This window comes from Massilia atriviolacea, from assembly GCF_003953935.1.
Taxonomy (GTDB): domain Bacteria; phylum Pseudomonadota; class Gammaproteobacteria; order Burkholderiales; family Burkholderiaceae_D; genus Telluria_A; species Telluria_A atriviolacea.
On sequence record NZ_RXLQ01000017.1, the window covers coordinates 64,302 to 76,813 of the forward strand.

A 12,512-nucleotide genomic window follows, 5' to 3' on the forward strand; every position below is an offset into this window, starting at 1 on the left:
CCCGTTCTTCTCTATTTATGATTGTTATCGACTGCCCTTGTCCGCCGCACCCTGCGCGTGCGCGCCGCACGAGCGCCGCACCACCAGTTCGGTCTGCACCACCTGCGCGGTCTTGTTCGTTCCCTGCGGATTTTCTATTTCAAACGCCAGGCATTCGAGCGCGCGGCTGCCCATTTCGGTAATCCGCACGCGCACGGTGGTCAGCGGCGGCGTGACGAAGCGCGCCGTCGGCACATCGTCGAAGCCGGCCAGCGCGATGTCGCGCGGGACCACCAGGCCGCCCTCGCCCAGCGCGAACAGGCAGCCGATCGCCATCATGTCGTTGGCGGCGAACACCGCGTCGGGCAGGCGCTTGAGGGCGCGCAGCTGCTGGCCGGCGCGGTAGCCCGATTCCTCGCCGAAGTCGCCGCGCAGCACTTCCGGCTCGAACGGGGGCGCGCCGGGCAGCAGGCGCGCCATGGTGTCGCGAAAGCCGCGCAGGCGTTCTTCGGCGTCGAAGTTGTCGGCCGGGCCGGCGATCATGACGATATGCCGGTGCCCCATCTCGATCAGGTGCTGCACCATGTCGGCCGCGCCGCCGTAGTTGTCGACCGCAAGGGCCGAACAATCGTGGCCGGTGGCGCGCGTGTTGACAAGCACGATGGGCAGGTTGCCGGCCAGGTTGTCCTGCAAAAAACCGGCATCCACGTGCGGCGACATGACGATCAGGCCATCGACCCGGCCGCTCATGGCGCGCACGGCCTGCGCGGCCTCGCCGGCGTCGCCGTGCGAACTCGATACCAGCAGGTGCAGGCCGCGCCGGTGCGCCGCCATGTCGATGCCGCGAATGAGCTCCGAAAAGAACTCGCCATGCAGGTCCGGCAGCACCACGCCGATGGTCTGGGTGCGGCTGGTCGACAGGCTGCGCGCGCCGCTGTGCGGAATGTAGCGCAAACTGCGGGCGGCAGCCAACACGAGCTGGCGCGTCTCGTCGGTGACGGTGCCGCTGCCGTTCAACGCGCGCGACACCGAAGCGACCGACACATTGGCCGCGCGCGCCACATCCTTGATCGTTACCGCCATAAAAACATCGCTCCTCATCCGCCCTGCATAAAACCCGGGTAACCGATTACATTTTTTCTAATGTACCGCAATCGGGCTCAGCCCATCGTGGTTTTATGTAAATTTTTCAACTGAAAAACGACGACTTCTGGTTGAAATTTCACTTTTTTAACAAAGATGTCATGTAAAATTTATCAGGATGTAACCGCTTACATTGCAGTCTCCCCTATGCAAACGACCGTAACCTGCCCATGACTCCGATTCCATTCAGCCCCGCCGCCGGCGCCCGCTTCCTCTCCAACGGCCAACTGCGGGTGCTCGTCACGGCCGCCGGCAGCGGCGCCACGGACCTCGGCGCGCATGCGCTGACGCGCTGGCAGGGCGACCCGGTGGAAGACGGCGACGGCTACTTCATCTACCTGCGCGACCTCGACAGCGGCGAGTTCTGGTCGGTCGGGGCCCAGCCCTGCGCGGTGGCCGGCGCGCGCTACGGCTTCGGCGGCGACGATGGCGGCGCCTGGCTGTCCTGCCGCCACCTCGGCATCGAAGCGCGGCTCGACATCGTCGTCGCCCCCGAGACCGACGTCGAGCTGCGCACCCTGACCCTGCGCAATACCAGTGCGCGCGCGCGCCGCATCGAAGTGACGAGCTATCTGGAAGTGGTGCTGAACAAGCGCGCCGCCGAAGCCTCGCACCCGGCGTTTTCGAAGCTGTTCGTGCAGACCGAGTCGGTGCCGGCGAGCGGCGCGCTGCTGGCGCGGCGGCGGCCGCGCGGCGACGACGACGCCTGCATCTGGCTGGTGCACGCCGCCAGCGGCGGCGAGGAAGCCGGCATCGAGACCGACCGCAAACGCTTCATCGGGCGTGGCCGCAGCCTGGCCGCGCCAGCCGCGCTGGCGGCTTCTACGCCGCTCTCCGGCACGGCCGGCAACGTGCTCGATCCCTCGTTCAGCCTGCGCCGCAAGGTGGCGCTCGACGCCGACGCGAATGCCGTCATCGTCTTCGCCCTCGGCGCGGCGCCCGACCGCGAAGCCGCACTGGCGCTGCTGGCCGGCGCGCCGGCGCCGGAGCTGGCCGGGCGCACGGCGGGCGAACGGCGCGCCGCCCTGCTCACGGCACTGGCGCTGGACACCGAACAAGCCGCCTACGCCGAAGCGCTGGCCGCCGCCATCCTGTACGGCGAGAGCGCCCTGCGCGGACCGGGCGACGCGCGCCTGTCCACCGACAGCCTGCCCGAGACGCTCGGCCTGCCCAGGGAGCGCGTGCTGTGCGTGGTCACCGCCATCGGTGCGCGCGACCCGCACGCGCAAGCGCTGCTGGACGCGGCGCGCTACTGGGATGCGCTGGACCTGCCGCTGCAGCTGGTGCTGGTCGGCGCACAAGCCGACTGGCCCGGCGTGCAAGGCCCGGTCACCCTGCTCGACCCGATGCAGGTCGACAGCGCCGACCTGGAACGGGTCAGCGCCCAGGCGCGCATGGTGGTCAAGGGCGAGCTGCCGGCGTTTGCGCCGCGCGCCAGCGTGCTGCGCCCTCCCCGCCCGCCGCACCGCAAGCATGCGCAGGACGGCGGCGACCGCGCGCCGCTGCGTTTCTTCAACGGCGACGGCGGCTTCTCCGCCGACGGCAAGCAATACGTGATCCGCCTCGAATGGGACGGCGCCGAAGGCCTGAGCCGCCCGCCCCTGCCCTGGACCAATGTGATCGCCAACGAACAGGTGGGCGTGCTGGTGAGCGAAACCGGCGCCGGATACACCTGGAGCCGCAACAGCCGCGAACACCGGCTCACGCCCTGGTTCAACGACCCTGTGCGCGACCCGCACGGCGAAGCGCTGTATGTGCGCGACGAAGACGACGGCAGCTGGTGGTCGCCCATGCCCGGCCCGGCGCCGGCGGCCGCAAGCTATGAAGCCGTGCACGGCTTCGGCTACACCACCTTCCGCCACGCCAGCTACGGCCTGGAACAGGAATCGACGGTGTTCGTGCCGCGCCACGACCCGCTCAAGATCGTGCGCATCCGCCTGCGCAACACCGAAGCGCGCAGCCGCACCGTTTCGCTGTTCTCGTACCAGCAGCTGGTACTGGGCAGCACCCCGGCCGACAGCGGACGCCACATCTGCACCACCTGGGACAGCGGGGTCCTGCTGGCCACCAACCGCATGGCCGGCCCCTTTGCCGACGGCGTCACCTTTGCCGCGCTGACCGCACCGCCGGCCAGCGCCAGCTTCCACAGCGCCGACCGCGCCGCCTTCATCGGTACCCACGGCACCACGGCGCGCCCGGCGGCGCTGGGCGAGGCGCGCCTGGACGGGCGCACCGGTCCCGGACTCGATCCGTGCGCCGCGTTCCAGGCGCGCCTGACCATCGGCGCCGGCGAAGAGGTCGAATTTTGCGTGCTGCTGGGCGAGACCACCTCCGCCGACGACGCCCAGGCGCTGGTGCGGCGCTACCGCAGCGGCGCCGCGGTCGAACAGGCGCTGGCCGAAGTGCGCCAGTTCTGGAGCGACACCGTCGGCGCCATCGAGATCGAAACGCCGGTGCCGGCGATCGACCTGATGGTCAACGGCTGGCTGGCCTACCAGAACCTGAGCTGCCGCATCTGGGGCCGTTCGGCCTTCTACCAGTCGGGCGGCGCGTTCGGCTACCGCGACCAGCTGCAGGACGCCAGTGCGCTGATCTACACCCTGCCCGAAATGACGCGCAAGCAGATCTGCCTGCACGCGGCGCACCAGTTCATCGAAGGCGACGTGCTGCACTGGTGGCACCCGGCCCCGCTCGAGAAAGGCCTGCGCACGCGTTTTTCGGACGACCTGCTGTGGCTTCCCTACATCACCGCCTTTTACCTCAAGTCCACCGGCGACTGGAGCGTGCTCGATGAAGTGGAAGGCTTCCTCAGCGCGCCCCTGCTGCAAGACGGCGAAGACGAAGTGTTCCTGCATCCGGAACCGGCCTGCGCCAGCGCCGACGTGTACGAGCATTGCTGCCGCGCGCTGGACCGCTCGCTGACCAAGGGCGCGCACGGCCTGCCGCTGATGGGCACCGGCGACTGGAACGACGGCATGAGCCGGGTCGGGCGCGAAGGACGCGGCGAGAGCGTGTGGATGGGTTTTTTCCTGTTCCGCATCATCGGCGACTTTTTGCCGGTGTGCGAGCGGCGCGGCGACACGGCGCGGATTGCCGCCTACAGCGCCTACCGCGACCACCTGGCGGTGGCGCTCAACGGCGAAGGCTGGGACGGCGCATGGTACCGGCGCGCCTTTTACGACAACGGCGCGGTGATGGGGTCGAGCGAGAGCGACGAATGCCAGATCGACGCGCTGGCCCAGGCCTGGTCGGTGATTTCCGGCGCGGCGCCGGCCGGGCGCGCACGGATGGCGCTCGACGCCATGGAGCAAAGGCTGGTGTCGGACAGCGACGGCCTGATTCGCCTGCTTACGCCACCCTTCGTGCACACCAAGCAGGACCCCGGATATATCTTGGGCTACGTGGCCGGCGTGCGCGAAAACGGCGGCCAGTACACGCACGCGGCCTGCTGGGCGGTGCGCGCGGTGGCCGAAGCGGGCCGCAACGAACGCGCCGCGCAACTGCTCGAAATGCTCAGCCCAATCAGCCACACCCTGACCCCGGAAGCGGTGGCGCGCTATCAGGTGGAACCGTACGTGATCGCGGCCGACATCTACGGCGCCGAACCGCACGTGGGGCGCGGCGGCTGGACCTGGTACACCGGCTCGGCCGGCTGGGCCTACCGGGTCGCGCTCGAATCGGTGCTCGGCTTCACGCTCGACGGCGGGGCCGCAATCCGCATCAAACCGGTGGTGCCCGCCGCGTGGCCGCGCTTTTCGATCCGCTACCGCCTGCCGGACGGCGCCACCAGTTACCACATCGAAGTGATCAACGACGCCATCGGCGACGGCTCGCTGGTGGTGGCCGCCTCGCTCGACGGCCGCGAAGCGCCGATCGAGGACGGCGCGGCCATGATCCCGATGAAGGCCGACGGCGCGGCGCACCGCGTGGTCGTCGTGCTGCGCGCGGCCTGAGATGGCGCGGGTCCAGCTGGCCGGCATCCGCAAGTCCTTCGGCGCGCAGGCGGTCCTGCACGGGATCGATCTCGACATCGGCGACGGCGAGTTCGTGGTCTTCGTCGGCCCGTCCGGCTGCGGCAAGTCGACCCTGCTGCGCGCCATCTGCGGGCTGGAAGACATCGACGGCGGCGACATCCTGATCGACGGCGCGCGCGTGAACGAGGTGCCGCCGGCGCAGCGCGGGCTGGCCATGGTGTTCCAGAGTTACGCGCTGTACCCGCATATGAGCGTGTATCAGAACATGGCGTTCGCGCTGAAACTGGCGGGCAAGCGCAAGTCGCAGATCGACGAGGCGGTGCGCAAGGCGGCGCAGACCTTGCAGATCGAAGCGCTGCTGGACCGGCGCCCGAAGGAGCTGTCGGGCGGCCAGCGCCAGCGCGTGGCGATCGGACGCGCCATCGTGCGCCAGCCGGCGGTGTTCCTGTTCGACGAACCGCTGTCGAACCTGGACGCTTCGCTGCGGGTGCAGATGCGCATCGAACTGGCGAGGCTGCACCGCACCCTGGCCACGACCATGATCTACGTGACGCACGACCAGGTCGAGGCGATGACCCTGGCCGACCGCATCGTGGTGCTGCGCGCGGGGCGCGTGGAACAGGTGGGCGCGNATCGTGGTGCTGCGCGCGGGGCGCGTGGAACAGGTGGGCGCGCCGCTGGACCTGTATCACCGGCCGGACAACCTGTTCGTGGCCGGCTTTCTGGGTGCGCCGCCGATGAATTTTTTACGCGGCGAGATCCGCCAGTGGCACGCGGGCCAGGCGGTGGTGGCGCTGGCCGGCGGCGCCCAGTTGATGGTCTGCCTGAAAGAGAGGATGGCGCCGGGCGCGCCGGTCACGCTGGGCATGCGGCCGGAGCACATCGCGGCGGATACGGCGGACGGCATTCCTGCCACCGTGTTCGCGGTCGAGCGGCTGGGCGAAGGCAGCTACCTGTACGCCACCGTGGCCGGCAGCGGCGAGCAGGCGGTGGTGCGGGCCGATCCCGACGCCACCTGGGAGGTGGGCCAGCATCTGGCGCTGGGAGCGCCGCTGGCGCGCATCCACGTATTCGGCGAAAACGGCAGGCGCTGTGCGCCCTAGCGCGCCGCCCTGCGCTCACGCCTGCCCGCTTGCGGCCAGGATGGCAGCGAGCGCCGTGGTATCGACCGGCTTGACGAGGTGATGGTCGAAACCGGCAGCCAGCGAGTCCTCGCGGTCTTTTCCCTGTCCGTAACCGGTGACCGCGACCAGCACCGCCCCGGCGGTGCAAGGATCGGCGCGCAACTGCCGGGCCAGTGCGTTGCCATCGATATCCGGCAAGCCGATATCGAGCAGGAGGACCTGCGGGACCTCGTCCCTGGCGCGCGCCAGCGCCCGGCGCGCATCATGTTCGACCGATACCTGGTGCCCTGACGCTTCCAGCAGCATCGCCAGCATGGCCGCCGCATCGACGTTGTCGTCCACCACCATGATGCGCAGGCTGTGCGCCTGCTTCAGCAGGCCGCCAGCGGCGGCGGCGCCCGCTACCGGGCGACGATCCTGCGTCAGGTCCAGGCGCGGCAGGCAGACCGTGAACCTGCTACCCTGGCCGGGGCCGGCGCTCTCGCAGGTAACGGTTCCGTGGTGCAGTTCCACAAGGCTGCGGACCAGCGCCAGGCCCAGTCCCAAACCGCCCGAGGAACGGTCGGACGAGCGCTCGGCCTGTGCAAACAGGTCGAATGCCCGCGCCACCAGTTCCGGCGCCATGCCGATGCCGTCGTCCGCCACCTCGATCAGCACCTGTGCATCGCGCACATCGGTGCGCAGGCGGATGTTGCCGCCTTCCGGGGTGTATTTCGCGGCATTGTTGAGCACGTTGGCAAGCACCTGCACCAGGCGTTTCCGGTCGCCCTGCATCATCGCCCCCTCGGGCGTGAGGTGCAGTTCCAGGTGGTGCCGGCGCGCCCGGATCAGGGGCGTGGCCTGCTCCACGGCGTCGGCAACGATGTGGTGGGCATCGAGCGGCGTATTGTCCAGCTCCACCATGCCACGGGTGACGCGCGAGACGTCCAGCAAGTCGTCCACCAGGCTGGTCATATGCCTGACCTGGCGCCCGATGACCTGGCTGGTCCGACGCACGCGCTCGTCATCGAGCCGCGCCATTTGCAACAGTTCGGCCGCCGCGCTGATGGGCGCCAGCGGATTGCGCAATTCATGGGCCAGCATCGCCAGGAACTCGTCTTTCCTGCGGTCGGCCTGGCGCAATCGTTCTTCGCTTTCGCGCAGCTTCTCTTCGTCTGCCTTGCGCCTGGTAATGTCGATGGCCGTCCCCATGATGCGGATGCATTCGCCGGACTCGTCGAACAGGCCCCGTCCCTTGGCGGCAACCCAGCGAATGACGCCGTCCTCCTTGCCGATGGTGCGGTATTCCGACTCGTACTGGATGCGCAGTCCCGGGTTGGCGGTGCTGGCGAAGGAAGCGAGCGTGCGTTCGCGGTCGTCCGGATGGACGCCCTCGTAGAAATCGGCCAGCGTCACCGGAGAATGCGCCGAGATGCCGAACATGGCTTTCACGCGCGGCGGCCAGAACATGGTTTCGCTGCGCATGTCGACATCCCATTCGCCCACGTCGGCGGCATCGAGCGCCAGCCGCAGCAGCTGCTCGCGCTCGCTCAATGCCGCCTCGGCCAGGGTCCGGTCGTGGACATCGGTGGAGGTACCGAACCACATCAGGATTTCCGCGGTGTGCGGGTCGCGATACGATTCCGCGCGCACCAGGAACCAGCGATATTCGCCCGAGGCCGAGCGGATCCGGTGCTCGACGCTGAAATTGTGCCCGTTTTTACGGGCACGCTCCCACGCCTGCATGGTCGCAAGGTGGTCGTCGGGATGGACGAACTCGGCAGAAATGTCAGCAGGCGCGATGGTATCGATCGCCACACCGGTATAGACCGACCATTGCTTGTTGAAAAACACGCCGCGCCCGCTGTCGTCGACAATCCACACGATCTGCGGGATGGAATCGGCAAGCAGGTGGAAGCGGATTTCGCTTGCCCGCAACTTTTCTTCCGCTTCAAGCTGGGCTTCGATCCGCGCCTCCACCCGCTGCTCAAGTGTATTGTTGGCTTCGCGCAAGCGCCTGTTTGCGACCTCGATCTCGAGCGCCTGGTCGCCGATGGTCGACTCCATGCGCGAGGCGCGCTCGCACGCCCTGACGAAGTCGTTGACGTCTTCCACACAATGAATGATGTGGGTCACTTCTCCGCCGGGTCCGAAGACAGGTGTGTTGATCGGGCTCCAATAGCGCTCCTCGAAATGCACACCGTCCGGACCGGGTACCGGTATGTCATATTGTTGAATCGCCATCGTGTCGGGGCACTTGTTGCGCAGTACGCGCTCGAGCGATTCGCGCAGCTTTGCCACCCCGCTCGCGCTGGGATCTGCCGGGTTGTCCGGAAAGACCTCGAAAATATCGCGCCCGAGAATCTCCTCGCGCCGGGTCTTTGTTGCCTTCAGATATGCCTGATTGACTGACACAATGCGCAAGTCGTCCGCCAGCACCAGATAAGGCGACGGGGTCGCATCGAATAGCGCACGGAGATCGAGCTCGGTGCTTGCTTGAATGTTTGCTTCCATATCGACGACACCTGCATGATGACCGGATAAACGCCAATACTACAGGCAGTCAACACCAGTTCGATTGGAATTGCGGGTCGGCGTCGGGTCCGCCGGATCGACGCTGGCGCATGGGAGCAACCGCTGGCTGGCAGGCTCAGGTTTTTTTCAGCATGGACTAGCGGTCGAGAAGGTGAGCGCCGTGGCGCTGTTTACCGGATACCGAAGGCGCTGCGCAAGGCCGGCTGTTCAGGCTGATAGAAGAGGAACTGGGCGTTATTCAGCAGCGCTTTTTGTTGCGCATCCTGGATCATGCCGCCGAGCCCGGCGCCAAGTCCCGCAGCCACACCAAATTGCATTGGGGACACGCCAGGGTTGGCGCCGACGACATTCTCGGCAATGGCGACCGTGTTCACCTCGGGCGCCCGCGGGGCCTGGGTCGCCGACCCTGGCTGTCCCGGAAACTGCGCCGTCGAGCCAGCATTGTAGTAATAGACCTTGACCCCGTGATCGGCCGACCTGGGTACATAGACTCCGCAGCGCTGCGTCCATACGGTATCGAGCAGGAAAGCGTCGATATTGGTGTAGATGACTTTCTTGCTCAGGCAGTTGGCTTCGCCTTCGTAGAAAGTTCCACCGCTGTCTTCCCGCGCGCCGGTGTAATTACCTGCAACCATGGTGTACTCGAAAGTCACCTTTCTCCCGAACGTCGAATGGGCTTCGGACCAGGTATACGGTGTCGCCAAGACCATCGTCGTGGGATTGGCCACTGCGACGGTGGCGCTGGCAGGCACGCCCGCGCAGCCGGACAGCGTCAGCATGGCGGAGCCGACGATAGCGGCACGGCATAGGGAAGATGGTTGAAGCATGTAGGATCTCCGAATCAGAAAGGCAGGCATGATACACGGATGGAATGACTGGCCCCCAGGCTGGCTGCATGCTTCACAGGGCGAGTGACTTCATTTCGACCCTGCCGTGCGTTAAAATCCACGCCCGGAGGTGTCGTCGGCGTCGGCGGCATCGAGCCGATCAACCGCAAGGACAACAGCCCGATCGAATGAGCCACTCCAGCCCGGAACAAACCTGTATGCAAGCGTCGCTCCCCACGGCGATCGGCGCCACCCTCGCAGCATATGCATGGGAGCGCAACAAGGTCGGCCAGTCCGGCGCTTCCCTCCATCGGCTTCATGGCAGGAGCGACGCGCCGGATCTGTTCCTGAAGCACGGAACCGGTGCCATTGCCGACCACATGACGGATGAAATGACACGGCTGCGCTGGCTGGGGCAATTCGTGCCCGTGCCGTCGGTCGTGCACTTTGTCCGCACGCCCGATCAGGCCTGGCTGCTGACGAGCGCGCTGAAAGGAAAAACGGCCGGCGAACTGCTGGCATCGCGCCCCGAGCTGGGCCCTGCCATTGTCGACGCACTGGCGGCCTTCCTGCGCCGGCTGCACGCGATTCCGGTGGAGGCGTGTCCATTCAACAGCGACCACACTGTCAAGCTGCGCCTTGCGCGCCAGCGCATCGATGCGGGCGCCGTCGACGTCGACGATTTCGATGACGAGCGCGCAGGCTGGACGGCCGAGCAGGTCTGGGCGTCATTGCAAGACCATCTGCCGCTGGCGCCGGACCTGGTGGTCACCCATGGCGACTATTCGCTCGATAACCTGCTGATGCATGACGGCGAGGTGGTCGGCTGCATCGATGTGGGAGGGGCGGGCCTTGCCGACCGCTACCAGGATCTCGCCATCGCCTGGAACAATCTTGGCGACTACGGTGAGGCGCTGCCGGATCGGCTGTTCCTGCAATATGGACTACCGTTTCCCGATCGACGCAAACTGCGGTTCCACTTGCTGCTGGACGAACTTTTTTGAATTTGCAACGCCGCGCTCCTCCATCGCAAGGGTAGCCAGCACCCACCCGACCGTCCCAGTCGCGGCCACAGCACGCCATCCTCGCCGGCCGATCAGCCACAAGCGCAGTCTCCCCCATGCGTCACGACGGCCGACAGCCACAGCGCCCGGCAGCGGCCGCGACTTCGTGCCACACTGTCAGACTTGGCAACTAAATGCATGACGGGAATTAAAACGATGTGGAACGGCGTACTGTGCGGCCTGCTGGCCGGCGCGATGTGGGGCATGGTGTTCATCGTCCCGGAATTGTTACCCGCGTTCTCGCCGGTGGAACTGGCCGTGGGCCGCTACATCGCCTATGGCGCCATCGCCACCGGGTTGATGCTGCCGCGCCTGCGCGGCCTGTTGCAACGGCTCGACCGCAGCGATGGCGCGGCGCTGGTGCGCCATGCACTGGCGGGCAATATCGTCTACTACATGCTGCTGGCGCTGGGCGTCAAGCTGGCTGGCGTGGCGCCGACCTCGCTCATCATCGGCTTGCTGCCGATAACCGTCACCTTGCTCGGGCGCAAGGATCATGGCGCCATTCCCATGGCGCAGCTGGCGCTGCCGCTGCTGGTGGTGGGCGCCGGCATCGCCTGCATCAATCTCGATGTATTCCTGCACGCGCGCGCCAGCGGCGCGGCGCCCGGCGCCACCCTGCTCGGCGTGCTGTGCGCCTTCGGTGCCCTGCTGTGCTGGAGCTGGTACGCGCTCGACAATGCGCGCTTCCTCAAGCGCAATGCCCATTTCAGCAGCGCGGAATGGTCGGCCCTGTACGGCATGGCCAGCGGCCTGATCGCGCTGGCGATCGGCGTGCTTGCCTTTGCCGTCTGGCATGGCGACGTCACCGGTGCGGCGGGCGCGGCAAGCGGGCGCAACTGGACGATGTTCTGGATCACCAACGCCCTGCTGGCGCTGGGCGCCTCGGTGATCGGCAACCATCTGTGGAATATCGCCAGCCGGCGCGTGCCGGTGACCCTGTCGGGCCAGCTGATCCTGTTCGAAACGCTGTTCGCTTTACTGTACGGGTTCGTGTATCACCGCCAGTATCCACGGACGCTGGAAATGGCGGCGATCGTCCTGCTGGTGGCGGGGGTGGTGTGGGCGGTGCGCATGCACGCGCTGCAGCCGGTGGCCGAACAGACGGCGGCGCACGGGTAGCGCCGCCCTTCCTGCCGACGCCGTCTAACGGCGCTGCTGGGCTTGCTGCTGCAGCGACAGGCTGAGCTTGCCCAAATCTTCCTTGCCCAGTTGCGGCAACAGCGACACCAGATGCGCCAGGGTCGAGTTGTTGCTCAGTTCCAGTTCGGACGATTGCACCAGCACCGTGCCGGCGCCGGTAAAGTCGACCTGCTTTTCCTCGCCCGACAGGCTGAAACCCGTCAATGCCCCGACGGTCGAGATAAAGCCCCTGACGTGATCGTAGTCGTAGCGGTACGAGGGACTCGGGCAATCGGCCCAGCCCAGCACCGCCTGTTCGTCGACCCGGCACGGCAATTCCAGGAAGTGCACCGGCCCGTTCGACGAGGCGATGATCTTGCCGGTGCCGAGCAGGGTCAGGTAGCCCGGCAGGGTCGATTCCTGGCAGATCACATTCTTGGTGAAGCCGAGCAGGTTCTTGGCGCGGATCGTCATGTTGGCCGCATCCAGGTCGTAGCAGGCGATGTCGTTGCCGTTGTCGCCCAGGATCAGTTGTCCCTGCCCCTGCGCCACCACGAAGTTGTGGATGTACTTCGGCGCGTTGAAGGCGTGCCGCGCCAGCATGTCGACGATGCTGCTGCCCATCGCTTCGAAGCTCAGGTTGCCGTAAAAGGCGATCATCTTGCCCTTGCGGATGAAAATCTGCTCGCTGACATCGACCACGAAGGCAAACCGGTTCAGGTTATCGTTCTTCGGCAAGTTCGCTGGATTGTAGACTGTCATGAT

General features: G+C 66.7%; 7 protein-coding genes and 1 pseudogene. 4 read left to right on the forward strand and 4 right to left on the reverse strand.

From position 1 onward, the window contains the following. Positions 1-24: 24 nt before the first annotated feature. Positions 25-1,062 carry a LacI family DNA-binding transcriptional regulator gene (locus EJB06_RS25295; RefSeq protein ID WP_126076802.1) on the reverse strand — a complete coding sequence of 346 codons (1,038 nt, stop codon included), beginning with the start codon at positions 1,060-1,062 and terminating at the stop codon, positions 25-27. 230 nt (positions 1,063-1,292) lie between these two features. On the opposite strand from EJB06_RS25295, the gene EJB06_RS25300 reads away from it, so the two are divergent. Together EJB06_RS25300 and EJB06_RS33145 are read left to right on the forward strand one after the other, a co-directional pair. After that, positions 1,293-5,075 carry a GH36-type glycosyl hydrolase domain-containing protein gene (locus EJB06_RS25300; protein WP_126076803.1) on the forward strand — a complete coding sequence of 1,261 codons (3,783 nt, stop codon included), beginning with the start codon at positions 1,293-1,295 and terminating at the stop codon, positions 5,073-5,075. Position 5,076: 1 nt separating this feature from the next. Further along, positions 5,077-6,199 (forward strand): annotated as a pseudogene (locus tag EJB06_RS33145) (ABC transporter ATP-binding protein). A gap of 15 nt (positions 6,200-6,214) precedes the next feature. Here the strand turns inward: EJB06_RS33145 and EJB06_RS25310 are convergent. Both EJB06_RS25310 and EJB06_RS25315 read right to left on the reverse strand, forming a co-directional pair. Continuing rightward, on the reverse strand, positions 6,215-8,713 hold the full coding sequence (locus EJB06_RS25310) for a PAS domain-containing hybrid sensor histidine kinase/response regulator (RefSeq protein ID WP_126076804.1): 2,499 nt from the start codon (positions 8,711-8,713) through the stop codon (positions 6,215-6,217). 191 nt (positions 8,714-8,904) lie between these two features. After that, entirely contained in the window at positions 8,905-9,513 is a 609-nt protein-coding gene (locus EJB06_RS25315) for a hypothetical protein (RefSeq protein ID WP_126076805.1), read from the reverse strand. A 236-nt stretch (positions 9,514-9,749) separates the two neighbouring features. Here EJB06_RS25315 and EJB06_RS25320 point away from each other — a divergent pair, with 236 nt between their 5' ends. Both EJB06_RS25320 and EJB06_RS25325 read left to right on the forward strand, forming a co-directional pair. Beyond that, positions 9,750-10,565 carry an APH(3')-I family aminoglycoside O-phosphotransferase gene (locus EJB06_RS25320; protein WP_126076806.1) on the forward strand — a complete coding sequence of 272 codons (816 nt, stop codon included), beginning with the start codon at positions 9,750-9,752 and terminating at the stop codon, positions 10,563-10,565. Positions 10,566-10,781: 216 nt separating this feature from the next. Next, entirely contained in the window at positions 10,782-11,747 is a 966-nt protein-coding gene (locus EJB06_RS25325; protein ID WP_126076877.1) for a DMT family transporter, read from the forward strand. 24 nt (positions 11,748-11,771) lie between these two features. Here EJB06_RS25325 and EJB06_RS25330 read toward each other — a convergent pair whose 3' ends face one another. Continuing rightward, positions 11,772-12,509, reverse strand: coding sequence for an AIM24 family protein (locus tag EJB06_RS25330; protein ID WP_126076807.1), 738 nt, complete (start codon positions 12,507-12,509; stop codon positions 11,772-11,774). Positions 12,510-12,512 lie beyond the last annotated feature (3 nt).

What these genes read in the sequence shown, in the direction of transcription:
- EJB06_RS25320 (WP_126076806.1), top strand. Translation starts at nt 9,750, where the DNA reads ATGAGCCACTCCAGCCCGGAACAAACCTGTATGCAAGCGTCGCTCCCC.
- EJB06_RS25315 (WP_126076805.1), bottom strand. Translation starts at nt 9,513, where the DNA reads ATGCTGACGCTGTCCGGCTGCGCGGGCGTGCCTGCCAGCGCCACCGTC.
- EJB06_RS25310 (WP_126076804.1), bottom strand. Translation starts at nt 8,713, where the DNA reads ATGGAAGCAAACATTCAAGCAAGCACCGAGCTCGATCTCCGTGCGCTA.
- EJB06_RS25325 (WP_126076877.1), top strand. Translation starts at nt 10,782, where the DNA reads ATGTGGAACGGCGTACTGTGCGGCCTGCTGGCCGGCGCGATGTGGGGC.
- EJB06_RS25295 (WP_126076802.1), bottom strand. Translation starts at nt 1,062, where the DNA reads ATGGCGGTAACGATCAAGGATGTGGCGCGCGCGGCCAATGTGTCGGTC.
- EJB06_RS25330 (WP_126076807.1), bottom strand. Translation starts at nt 12,509, where the DNA reads ATGACAGTCTACAATCCAGCGAACTTGCCGAAGAACGATAACCTGAAC.
- EJB06_RS25300 (WP_126076803.1), top strand. Translation starts at nt 1,293, where the DNA reads ATGACTCCGATTCCATTCAGCCCCGCCGCCGGCGCCCGCTTCCTCTCC.